At 62.9% G+C, this 23,367-nt stretch carries 14 protein-coding genes and 1 pseudogene; 9 read left to right on the top strand and 6 right to left on the bottom strand.

Annotation, left to right across the window (positions count from 1 at the left end; all coding sequences use genetic code 11):
- Positions 1 to 39: 39 nt before the first annotated feature.
- Positions 40 to 1,617 (bottom strand): AMP-binding protein, encoded by a 1,578-nt coding sequence (locus tag MHX66_RS07460; protein ID WP_239201887.1) that lies wholly within the window; start codon positions 1,615 to 1,617, stop codon positions 40 to 42.
- A gap of 313 nt (positions 1,618 to 1,930) precedes the next feature.
- On the opposite strand from MHX66_RS07460, the gene MHX66_RS07455 reads away from it, so the two are divergent.
- Both MHX66_RS07455 and MHX66_RS07450 read left to right on the top strand, forming a co-directional pair.
- Positions 1,931 to 2,461 carry a hypothetical protein gene (locus MHX66_RS07455; RefSeq protein ID WP_239201885.1) on the top strand — a complete coding sequence of 177 codons (531 nt, stop codon included), beginning with the start codon at positions 1,931 to 1,933 and terminating at the stop codon, positions 2,459 to 2,461.
- 13 nt (positions 2,462 to 2,474) lie between these two features.
- Positions 2,475 to 3,050, top strand: coding sequence for an RNA polymerase sigma factor (locus MHX66_RS07450; RefSeq protein ID WP_239201883.1), 576 nt, complete (start codon positions 2,475 to 2,477; stop codon positions 3,048 to 3,050).
- Between the two features lie 105 nt (positions 3,051 to 3,155).
- Here the strand turns inward: MHX66_RS07450 and MHX66_RS07445 are convergent, their stop codons facing one another.
- The 3 genes from MHX66_RS07445 to MHX66_RS07435 form a co-directional block, all read right to left on the bottom strand.
- Positions 3,156 to 5,276: an Hsp70 family protein gene (locus MHX66_RS07445; RefSeq protein ID WP_239201881.1), complete on the bottom strand. Its 2,121-nt coding sequence runs from the start codon at positions 5,274 to 5,276 to the stop codon at positions 3,156 to 3,158.
- An 84-nt stretch (positions 5,277 to 5,360) separates the two neighbouring features.
- Positions 5,361 to 6,833, bottom strand: coding sequence for a GTPase (locus tag MHX66_RS07440; RefSeq protein WP_239201877.1), 1,473 nt, complete (start codon positions 6,831 to 6,833; stop codon positions 5,361 to 5,363).
- On the bottom strand, positions 6,834 to 8,696 hold the full coding sequence (locus MHX66_RS07435; protein ID WP_239201876.1) for a dynamin family protein: 1,863 nt from the start codon (positions 8,694 to 8,696) through the stop codon (positions 6,834 to 6,836).
- 322 nt (positions 8,697 to 9,018) lie between these two features.
- Here MHX66_RS07435 and MHX66_RS07430 point away from each other — a divergent pair, with 322 nt between their 5' ends.
- Complete coding sequence (locus MHX66_RS07430) at positions 9,019 to 10,224, top strand: hypothetical protein (protein WP_239201875.1); 1,206 nt, start codon at positions 9,019 to 9,021, stop codon at positions 10,222 to 10,224.
- Between the two features lie 43 nt (positions 10,225 to 10,267).
- Here the strand turns inward: MHX66_RS07430 and MHX66_RS07425 are convergent, their stop codons facing one another.
- Positions 10,268 to 12,310 (bottom strand): ATP-dependent DNA helicase, encoded by a 2,043-nt coding sequence (locus MHX66_RS07425; RefSeq protein WP_239201873.1) that lies wholly within the window; start codon positions 12,308 to 12,310, stop codon positions 10,268 to 10,270.
- 29 nt (positions 12,311 to 12,339) lie between these two features.
- A complete protein-coding gene (locus tag MHX66_RS07420) occupies positions 12,340 to 13,692 on the bottom strand; it encodes a nicotinate phosphoribosyltransferase (protein ID WP_239201871.1) in 1,353 nt (450 codons plus the stop codon).
- Between the two features lie 63 nt (positions 13,693 to 13,755).
- Between MHX66_RS07420 and clpS the strand changes: the two genes are divergently transcribed.
- The 6 genes and pseudogenes from clpS to MHX66_RS07390 all read left to right on the top strand — a co-directional run.
- Positions 13,756 to 14,061: an ATP-dependent Clp protease adapter ClpS gene (gene clpS / locus MHX66_RS07415; protein WP_034975882.1), complete on the top strand. Its 306-nt coding sequence runs from the start codon at positions 13,756 to 13,758 to the stop codon at positions 14,059 to 14,061.
- Between the two features lie 27 nt (positions 14,062 to 14,088).
- Entirely contained in the window at positions 14,089 to 14,658 is a 570-nt protein-coding gene (locus MHX66_RS07410; RefSeq protein ID WP_005294124.1) for a DUF2017 domain-containing protein, read from the top strand.
- Positions 14,658 to 15,842 carry a P1 family peptidase gene (locus MHX66_RS07405; protein ID WP_239201869.1) on the top strand — a complete coding sequence of 395 codons (1,185 nt, stop codon included), beginning with the start codon at positions 14,658 to 14,660 and terminating at the stop codon, positions 15,840 to 15,842. The genes MHX66_RS07410 and MHX66_RS07405 overlap by 1 nt, the downstream gene beginning before the upstream one ends.
- Positions 15,843 to 15,857: 15 nt before the next feature.
- Positions 15,858 to 16,715, top strand: a complete 858-nt coding sequence (murI, locus tag MHX66_RS07400) for a glutamate racemase (RefSeq protein ID WP_239201867.1) — start codon at positions 15,858 to 15,860, stop codon at positions 16,713 to 16,715.
- A gap of 243 nt (positions 16,716 to 16,958) precedes the next feature.
- Complete coding sequence (locus MHX66_RS07395; RefSeq protein WP_239201865.1) at positions 16,959 to 22,946, top strand: G5 domain-containing protein; 5,988 nt, start codon at positions 16,959 to 16,961, stop codon at positions 22,944 to 22,946.
- A gap of 136 nt (positions 22,947 to 23,082) precedes the next feature.
- Positions 23,083 to 23,367, top strand: a pseudogene (locus tag MHX66_RS07390) (MBL fold metallo-hydrolase); the annotation flags it as partial.

The following is a 23,367-nucleotide window of genomic DNA, read 5'->3' as shown; positions in this document are numbered from 1 at the left end:
GCGCCCCCGCAGTCGCGCCTTAAGCCCCGCAACCGCGCCTTAAACCGAGCGCTCGCGCTCGCGCAGCTCACGGCGCAGAATCTTACCCGTGGAGGACTTCGGAATGCCCTGCACGAATTCCACAATGCGGATCTTCTTGTAGGGCGCCACGCGCTCGGCCACGAAGTCCATCACTTGCTGCTCGTTGAGGGAAGAGCCTCGCTGGGCCACGACAAAGGCCTTCGGCAGCTCCTCGCCATCAGAGGCACGGTGCACGCCGATCACGGCGGCGTCTGCGATCTCCGGGTGGCTCAGCAGTACGGATTCCAGCTCTGCGGGCGGAACCTGGTAGCCCTTGTACTTGATCAGCTCCTTCAGGCGATCCACGATGTGGACGTTGCCCTCCGGATCGCTGTTCGCCAGGTCGCCTGTGCGCAACCAACCGTCGCCCGGCAGAGCCTCGGCGGTCTGCTCCGGCTTGTTCAGATAGCCGGCCATAATCTGCGGCCCGCGGACCCACAGCTCGCCCACCTCGGATACGCCCTCGCTGGGCAGCGGAATCTCCTCCAGAGTTTCCGGATCCACCAGCTTGCTCACAGTGTTGGCGCAGGGCTTGCCGATGGATCCACGGTTGATGTCCTTGGAGACGTTGGCGTGCGCCAGCGGCGAGGTTTCTGTCATGCCATAGCCCTGCTGCACGTGGATGCCCAGGCGCTTCTCCAGCGCCAGGGCCAGGTCCTCGTCCAGCGTGGCCGCACCGCTGAACACCCCGCGCATGCGCGACAAGTCGTAGTTATCCACCATCGGGTGCTTTGCCAGCTGCACGGCGATCGGCGGGGCGATCAGCGTGAAGTTCACCTCGAACTTCTGGTGGTGCTCCAGGAAGCTCTGCAGCTCGAAGCGCGGCACCACAACCAGCTTGGCGCGCTGCGCCAGCGCCAGGTTCACTAGCGCGGTCAGGCCATAGATGTGGAAGAACGGCAGGACCGCGTACACCGTGTCCTCCCGGCGCAGCAGCTCGATGTCCTGGCCCTGCTGCACGTTGGCCACCAGCTGGCGGTGCATCAGACGCACGCCCTTCGGCAGGCCGGTGGTGCCGGAGGAGTAGGGGAGTACCGCCAGATCCTCGTCCGGGTTGATCTCCATATCGGGGGCCGTGCGGCGCTCCGCCATGATCTGTTGCATGCCCTTGGAGGTATCCAGGTGGATGATGTTTTCTTCTGCGATGCCGGCATCCTTCGCCCCCTGAGACGAGGCGTCACCAAGCGCGGCAACAGTAAGCAGCATCTTCGCGCCAGAGTCCTTAACCTGCGCGGTCACGGTCTCCGGCGTGGAAAGCAGCGACAGCGGCGATACGACAGCGCCGATGCGCCACAGGCCGTAGGCGGCGACGATGAAGTTCAGTGAGTTGGGCAGGTGCAGCGCCACCACATCGCCCTTTTTGATGCCCTTGCTGACCAGCCAGCCGGCGGTGGACTCGATGTAGTTCTGCAGCTGCGCGAAGGTCGTTTCGGAGCCATCGGCGATGTCGATGACGGCGACGCGGTCTTCTTCCTCCGTGGTGAGGTCGCCGAAGACGTAGTCGTAGAGGCCTAGCGGGCTGAGTTCGATGTCCGGGCGGTCGCTCTTAATGGGCATTGCGTCGGGGCTCCTATCCGTTCGCGGTTACTCTTCGCCTCCACTGTAGTCGGCATGTGCTCTAGCCGACATCACTTTTTATGTTTCGCCCCGCTAACTTACCGGCGGTGCGAATCGGTATTGAACTTCGTGCCCGTCCTATTGAACTGCGTGCCCAATCGGGCATAATCTCTTAAAGTAGTTCTTTTATGACTCGCGGGAACCTTCGCCGCCTCTCGCGCATTACACAACTGTCCTGAAGCAGGTTTTAGTGGTTCATCTGCTTCAGCGCGTTCTTTGTTGTTTTGCGGATGCTGGTGGAAGGAGGTGAACGATGAGCACGAAGAGTGATTCGATCGAAAACGGAGGACACATGGCTGGCCCATCCGCTGATACCGAGGCAGATGCACCAATTCTCCCCCCGCTGGAGGAACTGTTCGGCAACGAAGCGCAGGATCTGGACGACTTGTTCAACTCAATGTTGGACGTCGCCGTTGATCCGAACACTGAAATGCCCGAGGGGGATCTGATCCCTGACCTGGATTCCTTCCCGGAGGAAAGTGCGGAAGACCCTTCGGCCGATGAGGCTTCGCACGAGGTTGACCTTGCGGATCTTGACGATTCTGGTTCTTTGGGTGATGACGCCACCTCGGCGGAGGACCTCCCCAGTGATACTTCGGGTGAAACTGCGGATACCGGCGCGGCAGAGCACGAGGATCTGGACGATCTGAATGATCTCGCTGATCCGGCGGCCGATCCAGCCACAGACCCAGCCGCAGATATCAACGGCTACGGCGAGGAAGATTATGGCTACGGCTACGGCGATGATCACCCGGACGATCTGACCGACCTCAGTGGAATGTAGGGGGGAGCCAGAGATGTCACACGGATCTAACACCCCACGGAAAGAACTCTCCCGCGAAGAGGAACGCGACCTGCTGGCCAAAGCTCATACGGGCGACCAGCAGGCTTTCGCGCGTCTAGCACGCCAGGCCTGGGGCAGAATGTTCTCTGTTTGCCTGTCTATTACCGGCAACCGCGCTGACGCGGAGGATGCGCTGCAGAACGCATTGACCTCCGCGTGGAAGAACATTGAAAAGTTCGACGGGCGTGCCAGGTTTTCCACCTGGGCCTACCGCATTGCATCTAACGCGGCGCTGCAGATCGTGCGCTCCCGCCGGGATGTGCCGGAGGAAGACGCGGGCGTGGACGAGATCGCACAGACCCCGGAGGTCGGCTCGCAGGTTACCTCGGCAATGGTCGTGCGCCAGGCGCTGGCACAGCTGCCGGATGACTTCCGCGAAGTCATCGTCCTGCGCGAATACACGGGCATGAGTTACCAAGACATAGCCGCCCACCAGGGGATTCCCATTCAAACGGTCAAGTCTCGCATTAATCGCGCGCGTGCGAAGCTGAAGGCAGCACTGGTGGAAGCTGGCGTCACAAGTGCATAAACGGCGGGACCCGCCCCACAGCAAAGAGCCCCACAACATCGAGCAGCTCGATCTCCGCTCGGTGCGTGGGGCTCTAACTTGTGCCTTAAAACACTGAAGTGATGGTTAGTCCTGCGGCATCAGGTTGTAGAACTTTAGCATCTCGATTGCGTCTTCCTTGGTGTCCTCAGCCTTGCCGTTGGACAGCACGACCAGCTTTTCGTCGGGGTACCACACCGTGACATTCGGGCTGGAGAATTTGGCGCTGGGGTAGAAGGTAATCTCCGGCCATCCGTTGCCGGCCTCCTGGAGGGTCTGGCCCTTTACATCGGAGTTCTTTCCGTGGTCATAGACCTTCTGCGCGTCGTCTCCGGACAGCGTGTAACGGAAGTTGTTGTAGAGGAACTCATCCTTGTGGTCCTCGAGGGAGTCGCGGCTGGGCAGGCAGGAGTACATGTCGATATCCATGCCGTCGTAGGCCGCGCCTGCGAAGCTTGCCTTGTCCAGCCTGGTGCTACAGCTATCGATGCGGTTGTAGAAGTTCGTTGGAGTGTAGTCCTTGACTTCCGGGATCAGGGAGGCCAGGGGCTTGTACATATCCGACTCGTACGGTTCCCGCGACGGGCTGTAGGGGCTAGCTTCGGTGAACGGCGGGTTGCCGCCCTCGCCGTCGCCGCCGCCACCGCCGTTGCCGCCACCGTTGTCATCGCCGCCGTTCAGTGCGACGAAGCCGATGGCTATCACGACTGCCAGGATGGCTACGCATGCCGTGATGATCACGGGGGTGTTGGACTTCTTCGGCTTCGAGGAGCTCGTTGCGTGAGCGCTGGCGAAGTTGCTGGCGCCGTATGCGTTGGTCGAGCTGGGCACGAAGGCAGCGGTCTGCGGGGAAGTGTTGTAGGACTGCGATCCCTGGTTCTGGCCCTGGCTTGGGCTCTGACTCTGCCCTTGACCCGCACGCGGCATACCGGGTGGGGTCGCCGGGCCGGACTGACCAGACTGGCCGGAACGGCTTGCAGCGGAGGCTGCCCCGGCGCCCAGACCAGCGCCGACGGCGCCAGCCAGTCCAGTGGCGCCAGCGCTGCTGGAACCTGTATTACTAGGGCGAAAGCTTGCCCCCTGTGCGCCATTCACACCACCAGTGAATCCGCGCAGAGTTGCGGCCAGCGCACCGCGGCTCACCACAGTCTTCGGGTCGTCGAGCGTCATGACGGTGCCGACCTCACCCAGTCGGTCCTGCACGAACGGAATGCGCGACGATCCGCCGGTCATGTAGATCGGGGTCTTTGTGGAATCGACGCCCGCCTGCGTCAGCGCCGCGCGGGTCAGCTCAACTCCGCGCATGATCGACTGCTCAATAACGTTATTGAACTCATCGCGGGTGATCAGAAGGTCGGTTTCTCCGTGGGGAGTGGAGACGCTGATAGTGGCCGAAGACGTATCCGACAGGATTTCTTTGGCCTCCCGAATGCTGGATTCCAGCGCGTGCACCGTGGTGATGGGCGCAGAGCGAACGTAATCGGCCAGGTCGGGATCGTCGTGCTCCAGCTGATCCAAAACCCAGCGGTACAGCAAGTTATCGATGGTGCGCCCACCCAGGCTATTATCGCCCTTGGCGGCCACGACCTCAAAGTTGCCGTCTCCCTTTGCACGCAGCACTGCGATATCCAGGGTGCCGCCACCGAAGTCGAACACCGCCACGTGGCCCCCGGACTGGACGGATTGTTGGGAAGCGTAGTGGATAGCAGCAGCACGTGGCTCGGACAGTACACGTAGGTTCTGCTCCGGCACGCCTGCGGCGACGGCACTGCGCTTCAGCTGCTCCACGGAGTGCGCCGACCACGCCTCGGGGTGAGTCAGCGTCACGGTCTCGGGATCCTGGTTGGCGTGCTGTGCCTTGCCGGAGCGCAGCACGGTGGCGATCACGGAGCCGACGACCTTCGTCAGCGGCAGGTTGCGGCCAGCCAGCTGCACTTCGTCGTGGTCGATGTAGCGCTTCGGGCTCAGCAGCAGCCGGGAGGGATCGCGGCGGCCGCGTGCCAAGGCGGAATCGCCGTTGAGCAACGTGGGCTCTTCATCGGCAGCTGCGTGTGCGCCGTGCGGATTATCCAGGAACACGGCCGAGGGCATGATGTTGGAGCGGTGTGTCAACGCAAGGGCGGAGATCTCCCTACCCATGGGGCTCTGGTGAGCGGCAGCCGTATTCGAAGTACCGAAGTCGACCGCCAGATGCCATGCGTTAGTCATTTAAAGTACAGCTCCTGACAAAACTTAAGGGTTTAAAAGCGTTTAAGGCATAAGTAGCTTACACTTTAGCGCCTCGGTTGGCCTTTAGTGCGTTGCTTGTAGAGCTGATTGGAAAGAGCCCAACAGGCGCTCGCGAGCCTCATCCTCCGCCGCGGACAGCGGGGACATCGACATTTGCTGCATCTCGGCGATCTTTTCCTCCAGCGCCTGGCGGACCTGTTCCACCGGAGTTTCGCGCGGCAGGTTCACGGTCTCTGCCGGGTGCCCGGCCGTCACGGCGGAGCGCAGCAGCGGCAGCAGGCGCGAATCCGGGGTGGAGACGTAAGTATTGCGGTAGCTGCGGTACAGCATCACAAAGTGCATGCCCGGCTGCGCCAGCGTCACCGACTGCACCCAGCGCACGTGCTGCAGGTCCGGGTGGTTGGAGGCCAGGTCGTCCAGCACGTCCAGCATTCGGGCGGCGCGCTGCAGCACGGCGAAGTAGGTGATGTCGCCAGTCAGCAGGTGCACCAGCTCCGAGACCCCGGAGGTCTCCACCATCCACTTGACCAGCGCCGGCGCCCCGCCCTCGGCGGCGATACGGCGCCCGGCGAAAACGCCGTACTCGCCCATCACGTCCAGCAGGTCGTCGCGGATGCTGGCGCTGCACTCCGGCACGACCTCCCGCGGGTCCTCCGCTTCCAGCAGGTCCAGCAGGCCTTCGCGGTCCAGTTGCGCCAGCGCGCTCAAGTTGCGGGCCACCTCGCCGGTGACCTTGCCCGTCAGGGCGGATTCGGCCATCAAGCCGGAGAGTGGAATGGTGCGCTGCAACGTGCTCATCAGTCGCTTCTGGATGCTATCGGCGTGCTGGCGAGCATGCTGCAGCGGATCGATGGGGCCGAACGCGCCGGAGCCGAAAGAGTCCGCTCTGGAAAGGATGCCGACGGTATTTAGGGGCGTCATTCCCAATTGGGAGAGGAACCGCTTCTCGTCCTCGCGCGGGGCAGAGTCCGACAGGAAGACAAGGCAGTCGGCCCAACCGCTGGCGCGGCGCGTGTCCTTTTGTCCGTCGACGAGTACGCGGCGGGTGCGCTCCTCGTTCTCGACGGTCAGGGTGGCGGTGCCGGGGGTGTCGATCAGAGTGAGCTCCTGCAGGCGCCGGTTGGGCAGGAACTGGTCCACGAAGTCCACCTGGTTCACCGGTACGGTCAGGTTGTTCAGCGGGCCGTTGTTCAGCGGCACGCGGATGACCTGCCCGTCGGTGGTGTGGATCTCGGCGCGGGCGGGCGCACCGTTGTGGTACATGCTCACCGCCATGGTGCACTCCAGGGCGCCGGTGGCGGCAATGAGGTTCTCCGTCAGCGCGTTGACCAGCGTGGACTTTCCGGATTTCAGGCGGCCGACCACAGCCACGCGCGGCGGGCGGGTGACCATCAGGCGCAGCTGTTCGGCGTGCCGCGCCAGGTCCGGCGAACCGCCAGCCAAAGCGTCGACGGCCTGCGTGAGCAGCAGAGTTAGGTCAGAGACGCGCTGGCTCAAATGCGCCGAGGCCGATTGGATCTGATTTCCCTGCTCCATTTACATCCCCGCCTTCGCGTGTTCCGCCATGCTCGCCGCCCCGCGCCGGGTGCGCTTTAGCGCCGCCAGGTGCCCATCTAGCTCTTCGATGGTCTGATTCACGATCTCCAGGTTCTTCTTCAGCCTGCTGACGGTCTGTTTGCGCTGGGCCTCGGATTCGCGGGCGATTTTCTGTGCGGATTCGATCTTGGACTGCAGGTTGCGCTGCTCCTGGCGGATCGCGGAGCGGTGGCGCAGCAGGATCTCCGTCCTACCGGTGGTGATCGCAATGTCGATCATGCGGTTGATAGAGGTGCGGGTCGTCGCAATGGTCTCGCGGAGCCAGATAAGTAGGTGTTGCTTGCCGTTGCGCATAGCCCGGTAGCCCATATTCACCCCGATCCAGGCCGCTGCGGCCACGGGGGCGAAGGGGATCACCACTGTCAGGGCGCCCGCGCCGACGATGCCCATCGTCAGCATCGACGGATCCACCAGGCCGGTGGTTTTCTTCTCCACGTCGTGGCTGAGGGAACTCGGCGGGGCCAGTGCTGCGAAGATCTGTTGCTGCACCTGGTCCACCATGTCCTGGCGCCCCTGGAAGAGCTGGGCGGCACGGGCGGTCACTTCGCTGACCATCGCCATCACCATCTGCTCCATGATCTGCCGCAGTTCAATCTCGATCTGGCTGGTGAATACCTGCGGCTTGCTGCGCAGCACGCGCATGCCTTCGGCGTTCACACGGTTGGTCCAGCGCGTCTTTACGTCCGTCAGCGCCTCGTCCATTGCCGCGGAGACCTTGTTGCGGCTCAGCTGGATGTCGCGCATGAACAGCTGTTCCCACTCGCTGGTGGCATCGCGGAACGCCTCGAGCTTGCGCTTTTCCGCTTCGAGTTCGCCGACTGCATCGCTGGTTTTGTCGTAGAGCTTGATGTCGCGCTCGATGTCCGTGGTGATGGTGTGCATCGTCGACTTGGTGATCTCGAGCGCGGTCACCGTGCCGAGGTTGCCCGGCGAGTTCACGTGGTCGATGATCTGCTGGCGCAGCTCGGCGATGCCGCATCGTTGCTCGATCTGTGCTCTTTTTTCTGGTGACGCCGATTCCGCCGCGTCCAAAGCCCGCAACGAGGACACTCCAATGACCGGGATGTCCAGGCCTAGGTGCTCTGCGATGAGGCGCTGGTCGTCGGCAACGATGGAGCGCCAGCGGCGCACATTTTTATCTGTCTTGGTGACGGCCACGATCACGCTGCCGACCTGCTCGCGGGCGCGGCGGAGAATGTCCATCTCCGGGGCGGTGATCGGAGTGGAGGCGTCGCAGACCATGAGCAGCACGCCGGCATTCCTGGCCTCCGCTAGGGAGGCCGCCACCGCGTGCTCGTCCAGGCCGCCTACGCCAGGAGTGTCGATGATGGTCACCTTGCCCATGCCCGAGTAGGGAACCAGCAGCTCGGCGGCGCTGGGTAGGGAGGCTACTTCCTTACTATCTTTCGGCGCGCGGTTGATGGCATCCACGGCCTCCTGGGTAACCCAGTTCTTTAGATCCTCGGGCTCGATCGGGTCGTACTCCGTGCCCCGCACCAGGCGCGCCAGCACTGGCTGGTCCGGATCCTGGTCGGGCTCCGTGTGGATGCGGATGGGGGCGCTGGTGGCGGTGATGACGTCCACCGGCAGCAGATCGCGCCGACCGACTAAAGCGTTGACGAGGGAGGACTTGCCGCGCTTGACCTCGCCGATGATGACCACGGCGGAGGTGCGGTACTTCGCATTCACGAGGTTCTGCACACGATCCGCGGCATCGTGCATCTTGTATTTCCTGGCGATGGTGGCCCCGCGCTCGACGCTGGCCTGGGGGGATCGGCCCGGAGCGTTTGGGGTGGGGGTCACGGTGTGTATCGCCTTTCTGTGTAGTGCCTGGTTAGTGCGCGGCGAGCGCACGGTAGTGCGAGAACGCCATTCTAGTATGCCGATAAATGGACTTTCCGGGAGTTTAGCTTAAGCACTATGCATGCTTTCACCCCCGGAACTGCTTTCAGGGTTCAAGTGGCGGAAATGTCTTCTACTAGGGATTTTGTGGGTTCTGAGGCGAGGGGGCGTCCATAATAAATACCCCCAAGGAACAACTTGTAGGGGAGGGGCATTCAATAACTGACAGGCAGCCAGGAAGAGCCTGAAGGATACTAGGAAGAACACTGAAAAGGAGCACACAATGTCCAACGAGAACCTGAACAACAGCAACAACAGCAACAACGGCCTCACCACCAACGACAACGCAGGCGCCCCAGATCACTCCCTGGGCCGCTGGGAGGTACTGGACGTAGACGGCAACATGGTCCAGGGCAACATTGTCGGCGCGCAGGACACCAACGGCGACGGCAAGACAGACGCTTACCAGGTGGACATCACCGGCGACGGACGTCCGGACGGCACGGTCTACGACAAGGACGGCGACGGCGTGACCGACCGCGCGGAGATGGACTACGACCAGGACGGCATTGTCGACACGGTCTACGAGGACATCGACGGCGACGGCGTGATCGACAACATGTCGGTAGACACCACCAACGACGGCAAGCTGGACACCAAGGCCACCGACTACGACGGCGACGGTGTGACCGACAACGTGAAGATCGACTCCAACGGCGACGGCAACTACGACGTGACCGCTTACGACTTCGATGGCGACGGCAAGGTGGACAGCGTTGCTTACGACACTGATGGCGATGGAATCTCTGACTACTCCGAGTTCGACCACGACGGCAACGGCATCGTGGACGGCACCAGCGGCGAGGTTCCGCCGTCCGCGGCACAGCAGGCGGTAGGCGAGGGCATCTGGGGCTCCCAGACCCAGACTGCAGCCCCGCAGGGTGACGCTCCGGCTGCTGCAGCCCCGGCGGCTGAGGCTCCGGCGGAGGACAAGCCCGAGTCTCGCACAGAGGACAAGGCAGAGGCCCCGGCAGAAGACGCAGCCCCGCAGGGCGGCGCAGACACTGACCTGCAGTCCGCCGGTGCGGATAGCGCAGCCCCGAACGGCGGCGAGTACGTGGACTTGGACGGCGACGGCCTGGCAGACGGTGTCGCTTATGACACCAACAACGACGGCCAGATCGACGCACTTGAGATCGACACCACCGGCAACGATCAGACGGACACCGTGTTCGTGGACACCGACGGTGATGGCCAGGTGGACGAGCGCCACGTGGACACCGACGGCGATGGCTTCACCGACGAGGCCCTGCTGGATACCGACTTCGACGGCATCGGCGACACCAAGGTGTACGACCACGACGGCGACGGCGTGTACGAGTCCGCCGAGGAAACCTACACCGAGGACATCGCCCCGACCTTCGACGACCTGCTGGGCGGCGCTGGCGACAGCGCAGCCGCTGGCAACGACGGCGCGGACCTGGCTTAAGACCCCAGCCCCCGGGCCTCAGCTCCGGGCCTAGCCCCCGGCCCTAAGCTTCAACCAGGCGACGCAGTGCACCCCGCACTGTGTCGCCATTTTCCGTGTACCAGAAGTCCGGCATCGAGCGGCGGATGTAGCTGCCGTAGCGCTTCGTGGCCAGCCGCTGATCCAGCACCGCCACCACGCCCCGGTCGTCCACGGAACGCAGCAGGCGGCCCGCGCCCTGAGCCATCAGCAGCGCCGCATGGTTCGCCGCCACCTCCATGAACCCGCTGCCGCCGCGCTGGTCGGCGGCCTCCTGCCGGGCTTGCTGCAACGGATCGTCCGGGCGCGGGAAGGGGATGCGGTCGATGATCACCAGCGATAGCGACTTGCCGGGCACGTCCACGCCTTGCCACAGCCCGAGCGTGCCGAATAGGCAGGCGGACTGGTTCTTGCGGAACTTTTCCACCAGCGTGGACATGGAGTCTTCGCCCTGCAGCAGGATCTCGTAGGGCACAACCGTGCGTAGCTGCTCTGCCATGTCCTCGGCCGCGCGCCGGGAGCTGAAAAGCCCCAGGGTGCGCCCGCCGGCGGCGTTGATCAGCCGGGCGGTTTCGTCCACGGAGGCGTCGCTGGCGCGATCCCGCCCGGGCGGGGGCAGGTGCCGGGCGACGTAGAGAATGCCGTGGGTGCGCGCGTCGAAGGGCGTGCCGGCATCCAGCGTGGGGGTGTCCTTCGGCAGCCCCCAGCGGCTGAGCATGGAGGTGAACTTGCCGCCCAGCGCCAGCGTCGCCGAGGTCAGGATCACCGTGTTTCGGCCGAAAAGGCGCTGGCGCAGCAGGTCGGCAACGCTCAAGGGGGCGACCCGTACGACGTGCTTCGGTGCGCGCGGACCGGAGTCTGCGGTGTACCAGATGACGTCCTCGCCGAGCAGATCCTCGGCATCCGCACTGGTGCCCTCGCCCACGCGCGAGGCGTTGAGGATGCGCACACACGTATCGTTAAGCTCCTCGGTCGCCACGATCACCGCCAGGCGCTCGGCGGCCTTCTTCGAATCATTCGCAAACTCGGAGGCGGGGATGCCACTGACCTGCCGGTTCGTCTTCCACGCCGCGTCCCTTAGAGCTGCGAGCGGCACCTGTAGCGCCTCGGGCACGCCGGTCCAGCGCCCCTCGATGCCGGTGCCGAAACGGTCGTTGTTTCTGGACGCCGCCGCCTCCGCCTTCAACGCCTCCGTCCACCTGTCGCCTGCTTCGGCCAGCTCGTCCCCGGCGGCGTCGGCGCCGGAGACGGCCAGCTTCGCGGCGCGTTTGGCCAGCACCGCGATGGCGGTGGGGGATAGTTCGGCGGTGGCGACGGAGGTGATGCGATCCTCCAGCTCGTGGGCCTCGTCTACGATCACTGTGTCGTGCTCCGGCAAGACTGGGGCGTCCACAAGAGCATCGATGGCGAGCAGGGCATGGTTGGTGACGACAACGTCGGCGTCTGCGGCGTGGGCACGGGCGCGCTCGGCGAAGCACTGCTCGCCGAAGGGGCAGCGGGTAGCACCGAGGCACTCGCGGGAGGACACGCTGACCTGGCGCCACGCGCGATCGCTGACGCCCTGGGGGAGATTATCGCGGTCGCCGTCCTCGGTTTCGCCGGCCCATTCGTGCAGGCGGGCTACCTGGGCGCCAGTGGCGGAGAGCTGGGAGGGATCCAGGAGGGACTCCTCGGCCTCGTCCACGCCACTTTCAGTCTGTGCGTTACTCACCTTGTTCAGGCAGACGTAGTTACCGCGGCCTTTTTGGATGGCGAACTCAAGCGGGCGGGGCAGCTCCGGCTCGAGGGCTTTGGCCAGGCGCGGCAGATCGCGCTCCACCAGCTGGCGCTGCAGGGCGATCGTCGCGGTGGAGACGATGACGGGGTAGTCGGAATCCATCGCCGCGGCGATGCTGGGGATCAGGTAGGCCAGGGACTTACCCGTTCCGGTGCCGGCCTGGACGGCCAGGTGGTGTTCCTTTTCGATGGCCTCGGCCACGGCCTTGGCCATCTTCTGCTGGCCCGGGCGCGGGGCACCGCCGAGGTCGGTGACGGCGAGGCTGAGGAGGTCGAGGACGTTGGAGCTCATACGAAACTGGGTGGACCTTTGCGAAACTTCTAGGCCTTGATATTGCGGATGTGGCGAACCTGCAGGGCGGGCTCGTCGCGGGTGAGAGCCAGGCCTTCCCAGGGCAGGCAAACTAGCTGCTTGGCGCAGTGCTCGCGAGATTCCTCGAGGGTGGGCAGGCCGTCCACGAGCTCGCCGTCGCGCACCATGGGGATGGTCAGCTGGGTGCTTTTCAGCCCTTCGGCCTGGGGCAGTTCCGCACCCAAGGGGAAGGTGACTTCCTCGACGGCCGTGCCGGAGGGGCGGCTAAAGCGGGCGGCATCCTTCGCCCCGCCGAGGCTGGCCTTGCCACGGGAGCGCTTGGCGACGGGCACACCATCTACCTCCACGAGCTTGTAGACCAGCCCCGCGGTGGGCGCCCCGGAGCCGGTGACAACGGAGGTGCCCACGCCGAAGGAATCCACCGGTTCGCTGCGCAGGGCGGCGATGGAGAACTCGTCCATATCGGAAGAGACCACGATCTTGGTGTTTGTTGCGCCCAGGGAATCCAGCTGGTCGCGCACACGGCGGGTCAGCACGCCCAAATCGCCGGAGTCGATGCGCACGGCTCCCAGTTCCGTGCCACCGGCGGCGACGGCGTTTTCCACGCCCTGAGTGATGTCGTAGGTATCCACCAGCAGGGTGGTGTCCGTTCCCAGGGCGGCGATCTGCGCCTTGAAGGCTGCGAGCTCGTCGGGGGTGCCATCCGGACGAGTGTGCAGCAGGGTCCAGGCGTGGGCTGCGGTGCCGGAGGCCGGGATGCCGTAGCGTTGCGCGGCCTCCATGTTGGAGGTGGCGACGAACCCGGCCAGGTAGGCGGCGCGGGCGGAGGTGACGGCGGCGTATTCGTGGGTGCGGCGTGCGCCCATGTCGACGATGGGACGGTCACCTGCGGCGGTGACCATGCGGGCGGCGGCGCTGGCCACGGCGGAGTCCATGTTCAGGATGGAGAGGATCACCGTCTCTAGGATCACGCACTCGCCGAAGGTGCCCCGGACCGTCAGGACGGGGGAGTGGGGGAAGTACAGTTCACCTTCGCGGTAGCCGTCGATCTGCCCGGAGAAGCGGAAGTTGCGCAGGTATTCCAGGGTTTCTTCCCGCAGGAAGTCGATGCGGTCCAGCTGCTGGTCGGTGAACACGAAATCGCGGACGGCCTGCAGTACGCGGGCGGTGCCGGCGATCACGCCGTAGCGGCGCTCGTTGGGCAGGCGGCGGGTGAACACCTCGAAGGTGCAGACGCGGTCGACAGTGCCGTCGAGGATCGCGGCCTCGAGCATGGTGAGCTCGTACTTGTCTGTGAGGAGCGCGGAGGATCGGGTGCTGTGGGTACTGCTGGGGGTGCTGTATTCGTTCACCCGCTCCATGCTAGTCCACGCCCCACCACGGACCCGGCAGCGAAGATGGCCGATGTGGGTATTCTGGAAAGCATGACTTCCCCAGCCGCTCCCTCCGCCACCCCTGTAGCGGACAAACTGCCAGAAACACTGACGGAGCCCAACCTGCCGTGGATGTGCATCTGTTGGGATGATCCGGTGAACCTGATGAGCTACGTGACGTATGTCTTCCAGACCGTCCTGGGTTACTCGCGCAAGCGCGCCACGGAGCTGATGATGCAGGTGCACACCGAGGGGAAAGCCGTGGTGAGCTCGGGTGAGCGCGACAAGGTTGAAGGGGATGTAAAGAAGCTGCAGACCGCCGGGTTATGGGCGACGATGCAGCGGGCGGACGGGTAGGCGTCAATAAAGAAAGAAGGAACGAACATGCAGCCGTGGACGAAAAAGAACAGCTTGCTGCGCGGGACTCGCTTTAATACGCAGCTGGAGCCGCTCGAGCGCGAGATGTTGGGGGATTCGGCGGTGGCTGTCTCCGACAAGCTGATGGAGCGCGCGCGGACCGCCCCGAAGGATGAGTTAGCGGAGATGACGGGCATGGCCAGCGGGCATGCCGATGCGCCGAAAGATCCGGGGCTGGCTCGGTTGCTGCCTAGTTTTTTCCGCGAGGGGGACGAGGAAGTCGATGGCGATGCGGCGCTGACCCGCCAGCTGAACGAGACGGACATCATTAAGACGAAGCTGACCAACCTGCGCTTTGTGGTGGACTACCTGGGGCCAAATGGTTCGGTGAATGTATCGCTGACGCAGGACGAGGTCCACCCGTGGCTGAGCGCCATCAACGACATTCGCCTGTACCACTCCGCGCAGTACGAGGAGTTCAAGAAGGAGCTTCTCGAGGGGGATGAGAACTCCGATCAAGCGACGGCGGCGCAGAACTACCTGGACTGGCTGGGCTACCACCAGGACAGTCTTTTGTCGGCGATGATGGGTGAATAATGAGCATAGAGTTGTTCGGCTGCCAGCCCGGACCCGCGAATTCCCTGGCAGACGTGGCGGGCATTGGCGTGGGCCACGCGGTGTGCGACGGCGGCGCGGGGGATTCGGGCGTAACCATGATCGTCGCCCCGAAGTCCGCCACTGCCAGCGTGGACGTGCGTGGTGGCGGGCCGGGGACTCGCGAGACGGATCTGCTGGCGCCGCACAACACGGTGCAGGCCGTGCACGCTATTGGGCTGTGTGGTGGTTCTGCTTTTGGTCTTGACGCCCTCACGGGGGCAATGGCCGAACTGGAGAGTAGGGGGATCGGCTTCCCCGTGCTGGGCCCGGAGCACCCAGATAAGTTGGTGCCGATCGTGCCGGGAGCCGTGATTTTTGATCTGCTGCTGGGGCGCTGGGATTCGCGGCCGGATGCGGCCACGGGAGCGGCAGCGACGGCGGCGGCGCTGGATGCTGTGGTTGGTGACGGTGATGGTAGTGCGGTTGAGCCGGGAGCCTTAGTACAGGGTGCTTCAGAGCAGAGGGCACTGAACGGCAACGTCGGCGCGGGGCTGGGAGCCTCCGCTGGCGCGCTGAAAGGCGGCTTTGGGCAGGCCAGCGCCGTATTCCCCGAAGGCACTCCGCTGGCGGGGGTGACTGTTGCCGTGGGCATTGTCGTTAATCCGCAGGGCACGGTCTTCGACCCGGCGACCGGCCTGCCGTGGGGACTCGCCGCAGAGCTGAACGGGGAGTTTGCCCGCTATGGGCTGGCCGACGGCCTGGTTGATGGTGAGCCGGTGGAAGCTGAGGGCGTCAATAGATTAAAGAGCAAGAACCTGCTCGGTACGAAGATCACGGCGGACATGTTGGCGCCGAAGCTCAACACGACGATTGGTGTGGTGGCGACCGATGCGCCGCTGACGAAGGCGCAGGCCAAGAGGCTGGCGCTGGCGGGGCACGACGGGATCGCACGGGCGATTCGGCCGGCGCACATGCCGATGGATGGGGACACGCTGTTTGCGCTGGCGACAGGTGAGCACGGCTCGGGGGCTACTGGAGTTGAGAGGGGCGTGGATGACATTGGCATGAGCCTGCTTTCGGCGGTCGCGGCTAACACAGTGGAGCGGGCGATTGTGCATGCCGTCTTGGCGGTGGAATCGGCCTTCGGTGTGCCGAGCTGGCGTGACGTGGTGAAAGGGACATAATGAAGGGTGAGAGCCGTGGCTGAGGCTGCAGAGGCTGCTGAGACTAACGTACAGGCGGCGCAGGCGAATAACGCACCGATCGGAGTGTTCGATTCGGGTGTGGGCGGGCTGACGGTGGCGCGCGCCATTGTGGACCAGCTACCGCACGAGAACCTGGTGTACATCGGGGACACGGCTAACTCTCCATACGGGGACAAGCCTCTGGCGCGGGTGCGCGAGCTATCGATTGGGATTGCGGACACCTTGGCGGAGCGCGGCTGCAAGATGATTGTGGTGGCGTGCAATTCTGCCTCGTCGGCGTTTATTCGCGACGCGCGGGAGAGGTATTCGATTCCGGTGGTTGAGGTGATCCTGCCTGCGGTGCGGCGCGCGGCGGCGGCGACCCGCAACGGCAAGATCGGTGTGATCGGCACCCAAGCGACGGTGAGTAGTAGGTCCTACCAGGATCTTTTCGCGGCGATCCCGGGGGTCGAGGCGTATGCGCAGGCCTGTCCGCAGTTTGTGCCCTTTGTGGAGCGCGGCATGACCAGCGGGCGACAACTGATGGGGCTGGCGGAGAACTATCTGGCGCCGTTGAAAGCCGAGGGGGTGGATACAGTGGTGCTGGGGTGCACGCATTATCCGCTGTTGGCCGGGGTGGTGCAGCTGGTGATGGGGGATGACGTCACGCTGATTAATAGCGCCGAAGAGACGGCGAAGACTGTTTATAGGACGCTATCGGAACAGGGGTTGCTGGCGGATGAGGATCCGGGGCGGGCGGTGGACCTTTCCTTCGAGTCGACGGGGGATCCGCAGAGGTTCGCGAAGCTGGCTGGGAGGTTCCTGGGGCCGGCGATTAGTTCGGTATCACAGATCCCGGAGATGGTCCGCTAGCGCTTAGGGTTCTCTTATGTGAGGTGCCCAGGGGTTTTGCTAATTATAGAACTATTGTCCCGGTTGTTCCTGAGTCGCTTATTCAGCTATGCTACAGGGGTACTCTTAGGATGTTTTTCGCTTATCGAACCGAATTTTAGTGAGTTTTCAGCTTTTAGTAGGCGCCCGGCCTGTTGCGGGTCTTAGAAAAGGGAATCTGACAGACGGCAGGCGCGCTCAAGCTTTTTCAGGAAGGACCGAGGAATGAATTCCTCTCAGAACAAGGTTTCACGGCAGAATGTGCGTAAGAGTGCGGCCGCACTGTCTGCCATCACCCTCGCGCTGGGCTCACTCAGCATCTTTGCCCCCAGCGACTTCGCGCCCGAGGCCACCGCAGCCACGTTCACGGGCGGCATCCGCGACAAGTCCGGCGCGGTGGAGAAGGATGCTCAGAAGGCCTCCGACCTGCCGGCCGGTTCGTGTACTGTCTCGGAAAGCACTCAGAGTGGCAGCCAGGCTGGTTTCAGCTGGTATACCTCTGAGCCGGTTGCGGAGAGCCCCGACAAGAAAGCCTGGGGCCTGAGCGTCGCCTTTGACAACTCGAAGGACCGCACGTTCGCTGACTGGGGCTTTACCAATTCAGGCAACATGGGTGCGTACCTCGATAAGGCTCAAATTCCCGCTACGGACGCGGGTAAGACCTTTGTTAACAAGGTAGTCACGCACAAGGCCGACGAAATCCTCGGTATTACTGCTTCTAGGACTCAGCGAAACCTGAACCTCAACGCGGAACTGACCGATGCGAAAGTCAAGCAGTTCGCTGAGGCCACTGCCGCGAACCCGGTACGTTATGCCTGGCAGGGCAACTATAAGCAGGAGAATCCCGACCCAAAGACTAGGGCCACCCGGGGAGAATCCGCAGCCTTTACGGCCGTCGTGAACCCGTGGCCGAGCGAGAACATCGAATGTAACCCGATCACGGTGTCGTGGGAGAACTTCGAGAAGCACGTCATCGTTGCAGGTGCTGAAACTAAGGTCGGTAAGATCAACGTTCCTGCTGTGCAGAACGGTGGCACTGACGACTCTATGTCCCGCATGGTTGTGGAGGCCTACGATGGCAACGGCCAGTTCATCGGCACCACAGACCCAGCGGCCTCCGGTGGCACCAAGAACCTGCGTATCGATGAAGCGACAGGCGACGTCTACTTCACCTGGCCTGAGTACCGCGGTACTGACCTGGCAACTGACAAGAACGTGAACTTCTCCGTTCTGGCAAAGCCTCGCAGCGTGGACCAGCTCCAGGCTGCTGCTAAGAGCAACAATGAATTTATCGGGCACGACGGAGCCTTCGACAGCTCCAACTCGCTGACGCGCTACAACAAGGCGAACGTCATCGACTCCAAGGCGTTCTCCCTGGACGACACCGAGTACCACTCCCCGAAGTACGACAAGACCGACGCCAAGATCATCTCCGGTGTCGATAGCGCTACCGGCCCGCTTGCTACCGAGCCGCAGAAGGTCACCTTCACCCAGACCCCTGACCTGATCAAGGAGCTGGCCAAGAAGAAGGGTGACGGCGGCTTCGAGGCCAAGGTTGAGCTGGACGAGAAGTACGTCTACGACGGCTGGACCGTCGAGATGGACGAGAACTACAACGTCACCGTGACCGCTCCGGAAAACCCGAAGCCGGGTAGCTTTGCGCGCCCGAAGATCACCGTCGAGTACTCCAACGGCTCTACCGATGAGCTTGAGCTGTTCGTGGTTGTTGACCCGAACAATACCCAGGTCACTGACCTGGTGCGTCCGGGTCTGTCCAAGGGCAAGGTGAACGAGGAAATCACTGCTCAGATTGGATTGAAGCCAATCATGAAGGGCCACAAGGCAGTTCACCCAGCCAAGTACGAGATTGATCCGGCGACCGTGCCGGCAGGTTGGACTGTCACGGTCGATGCCACCGGCAAGGTCACCGCGAAGGCGGACGACACCGTCGCACCGGGCACGATCATCACCCCGAAGGTGAAGGCAACCTACCCGGACCAGACCACGGATGAGATCGAGACCCAGTTCCAGGCGATCGTCGACATCAAGATCCCAACCTACGACACGGTCACTGGTCAGCCGAACGCGAGCGTCAGCCTCACGCCCGAAATCCCGGAACGCGGTTTGAGCGGCAACACGACCGATGAAGCCCCGACGCGCTACACCTTTGAGGACGGCACGAACCAGACCACCCTCACCAGCAAGGATGGCAAGACATGGACCGTCTACGTCGACGAGAAAACTGGTGAGATTACGACCACGATTCCGAAGGGTGCGCAGGAAGGCGACATCCTGAACGTTCCGGTCCAAGCTCACTACAGCGCTGAAGGCAAACAGAAGCCTCAGACTGTTGTTGGCACTGTCGTCGTCATAAAGGGTGACATTAAGGCGAACTACAACGTCCAGACCACCGCTCCTGGCCAGGAAGTGAAGCACCAGGTTGAAGACGCGCCTGATGGCTCCACGTTCTCCTTTGGTCGAAAGGACGGCAAGCCGGTTCTTACTCAGGAAGTCAACGGTTGGAAGTACACCATCAACCCGAAGACCGGTGAAGTTTCCTCCACCCCGCCGGCTGATGCCAAGCCGGGCGACAAGAACACCATCACGGTGACCGTTAACGCTCCGGGTGGTTTGACCACCCAGACACCGGTCACCACCGTGGTCAAGCTGACCAACAGCTGGGAGTCTGAGCCGGTTGTACCGTCCCAGACGGTCTACCCGGGTGGTACGGCGACGTCACCGATTGGCGTCGAAAAGCCTGCCGAAATCAACCTTGATCCGGACAAGCCGTTCACCATCGATCCGAAGGGCAAGGGTCTTGAGGCCACGGGTGAGAACAACGAGTTCGGCAACCCGACCTACAAGGTGAAGACCGCTAACGGCGACTGGATTGTCGGCCTGGATGACAAGGGCAACGTCATCTCGACCGGACCGGAGACCGCGAAACCGGGCGACAAAATCGACGTTCCGGTCATCGTGACCTACGAGGACGGCTCGAAGGACAACACGACCGCGACCGTGAACGTCATCGACGTCCCGAAGCGTGAGGTTCCGTTCCAGGTCGAGTACAAGTACGACGACTCCATCCCTGCCGGCGAGTACAAGGTTGAGACCAAGGGTGAGCCGGGCGCCGAGAAGATGAAGAAGGACGGCACCTGGGAACGCACCAAGGAGCCGGTCAACGAGGTCGTCGTCGTCGGCACCAAGCCTGCCGAGAGCGCGAAGGACGTTTCTTGGACGTTCCCGATCCCGTACCCGACCGAGGTTCGCGAGAACCCTGACCTGAAGCCGGGCGAGATGAAGGTCATCCAGGAAGGCGAGAACGGCGAGCGGACCTACAAGGCTAAGTTCACCTCCAAGGGCGACCAGGCCTCGGTAAGCGAGTCGAAGGTAACCAAGAAGCCTCAGCCCCGCATCATCGAGGTCGGCCCAGGTATCCCTGATCAGGAACTGACCAGCAAGAAGACCCAAGAGGTACCGTTCGAGATCGAGTACGTCTACGACGACACCCTCGAGTCCGGCGAGCAAGTTGTCGACGAAGAGGGCGTTCCGGGTGAACAGACCATCACCTCCACCCAGAAGATCAAGGACGGCAAGCCGGACGGTGAGCCGACCATCAACATCGAGCAGACCAAGGCACCGAAGAACGCGAAGATCCGCATCGGTACTAAGACCACCGGTGAGAACGTTGAGACCGTTAAGTCTGAGGTTCCGTTTGGTGTGAAGGTCGAGTTCGACCCGAACATGTCTGCTGGCACGTCCGAGGTTGTGACCGAGGGTGTTCCTGGCGAGAAGACGGTGACGATCAAGCGCGACATCACCAACTCCAAGCCGGGTGACCCGCAGATCAGTGAGGAAATCACCAAGCAGCCTGTTGACCAGGTCATCAAGGTCGGCACCAAGCCGTCTGAGGCATCCGAGAAGGTCACCTGGACTGCCCAGGTTCCGTTCGAGGTTGAGACTCGTCCGAACCGGGAGCTGAAGCCGGGTGAGATCAAGGTCGTCCAGAAGGGCGTGCCTGGCGAGAAAACCTACACCGCTGACTTCACTGCCAAGGGCGACCAGGCAACGGTCACCCCTGAGGAGAAGCAGACCAAGGACCCGGTTAACGAGATCATCGAGTATGGCCCTGCGCTCGGGGAAGATGAGCTTGTCACCACTGTGAAGAAGCCAGTTCCTTTCGATACCGAGATCGTCTTCGACGACTCTCTCGAAGAGGGCAAGCAGGAAGTGAAGCAGGTCGGTCGACTCGGTGAGGACACCGTCACTTCCACCCAGAAGCTCGTGGATGGTAAGCCGTCTGGCGACCCGGTTGTGGAAACGAAGCGCACCGAAGAGCCGATCAAGCAGATCATCCGCGTCGGTACGAAGACCACCGGTACGAACACCGAGACCTTCACCACTGAGGCTCCGTACAAGGTCGTTGTGAAGTATGACCCGAACATGCCTGCTGGTGAGTCCAAGGTGACCACTCCGGGTGTTCCGGGTGAAAAGACGGTGACGATTACCCGCAACATCACTAACTCGCAGCCGGGTGACCCGACGATCTCTGAGAAGATCACGAAGCAGCCTGTCGACGAGGTCATCACCGTTGGCACCAAGCAGGCCACGGCTACCGACAAGGTGGAGTGGACTGAGCCGATCCCGTTCGGCACCACTCTTCGTCCGAACCCGAATCTGAAGCCTGGCGAGATCAACGTTGTCCAGGAAGGCAAGAACGGTGAGGCTTCCTACGCCGCGACGTTCACCGGCACCAACGGTGAGGCGCAGGTTGCGGAGGTCAAGGCTCGCACCGAACCGGTCGAGCAGATCATCGAGTACGGTCCGACTAAGGATCCTCAGGAGTCTTCGGTCGTAACCAAGACTGAAAAGCCGGTTCCGTTTGAGACCACGATCATCTTCGATGACACTCTCAAGGCCGGTGAGCAGGTCGTCGTTAAGCAGGGCGAGCTGGGTACTGAGGTTGTCACCTCCACCCAGAAGATCGTGGACGGCAAGCCTTCCGGCGAGCCGACCGTGACCACTGAGCGCACTAAGGAACCGACAAACGCGGTTATCCGCGTCGGCACCAAGACCGAGAACACTCACACCACTGAGTCCGAGGTCGCAGTGCCGTTCGAGACCGAGGTCATCTACGACGACACTATGGAAGCCGGTACGTCCGAGGTGGTCCAGGAGGGCAAGCCGGGCAAGGACAAGGTCACCACGACCCAAACCATCGTGAACTCGCAGGTCACGGACACCAAGACCGAGCGCGAGCGCGTGACCGAGCCGGTTAAGAAGATCATCAAGATCGGTACGAAGATCGCGACGGACTCCACGACGGTTGAGTGGACCGAGAACACTCCGTTCGAGATCGAGGTTCGCCCGAACTCGGACTTGAAGGCCGGCGAGCACCGGGTTCTCCAGGAAGGCAAGCCAGGAGAGGTAAAACACACCGTTACGGTGACCTCCGAAAACGGTCAGATCACCAAGAGCGACCCGACTACGGAGACCATCAGCGATCCGGTCAAGCACATCATCGAGGTTGGTACCAAGTGCGACTGTGAGCCCCCGAAGGATCCGGAGAACCCGAATAACCCTGAGGACCCGAAGGATCCGGAAAACCCGAACAACCCTGAGGACCCGAAGGATCCGGAGAACCCGAATAACCCTGAGGACCCGAAGGATCCGGAGAACCCGAATAACCCTGAGGACCCGAAGGATCCGGAGAACCCGAATAACCCTGAGGACCCGAAGGACCCTGAGGACCCGAAGCCTGAGGATCCGAAGGACCCGAACACGCCTGGCGGCTCCTCCGGTTCGGTTACTCCGAAGCCGAACCTGCCTGGCATCATCGGTTCTCTGGGAATCGGCGGGGCCATCGTGGGCAGCGGATCTCACGGTTCCACCCCGAAGCCGGATCCCAAGCAGCCGAGCAAGCCGGGCACCCCGGGCAAGCCGGGCACCCCGGGCAAGCCGGGTAACGCGGACAAGCCGGGCACCCCTGGCAAGTCCAGCACCCCGAGCCAGCCGGACTCCAAGGGCGGCACGTCCACCGGCAGCTCCGCAAGCAGCGGCAGCTCCAGCTCTCAGAAGCAGGTTGATAGCCCGCGGATGAGCACCCTGGCCTCCACCGGCGCGAACGTGCTAGGCGTGTTCGCAGTCGGCCTGGCGCTGATCATCGGCGCCATCCCGCTGCTGCGCCGCCGCCGCGAAGAAGGCGAGGCCTAACCGCCACTAGCGTTCAGCGCTAGCGCCTAGCGGAACGGCCAGTCTGGCAAGTCCCGCGAAAGAAAGGGCGACCACCAACACAACGGTGGTCGCCCTTTCGCACATTTGCCACCGCTTCGTGGCAGAATGACAACTTATGGAACTGGTAGTGCTGGGATGCTCCGGAAGCGTCGAAGGACCCGATAGCGCCGCATCGGGATACATCGTCCGCGACACAATCACGGCCAACCCCGACCACCTCCTCCTCGACTGCGGCCCCGGCGTACTCAGCGCCATGCAACGCGCCGAAGACATCGACCCCTCCGCCTGCCACGTCGCCTTCAGCCACATGCACGCCGACCACTGCCTAGACTTCCCCTCACTCCTCGTCTGGCGCCGATTCCACCCCACAGCCCCCTCCACCCAACGCCACCAACTATTC

It is taken from the genome of Corynebacterium sp. ACRPH (genome assembly GCF_022347285.1).
Taxonomy (GTDB): domain Bacteria; phylum Actinomycetota; class Actinomycetes; order Mycobacteriales; family Mycobacteriaceae; genus Corynebacterium.
This window is presented reverse-complemented; position numbering and strand designations above follow the sequence as displayed.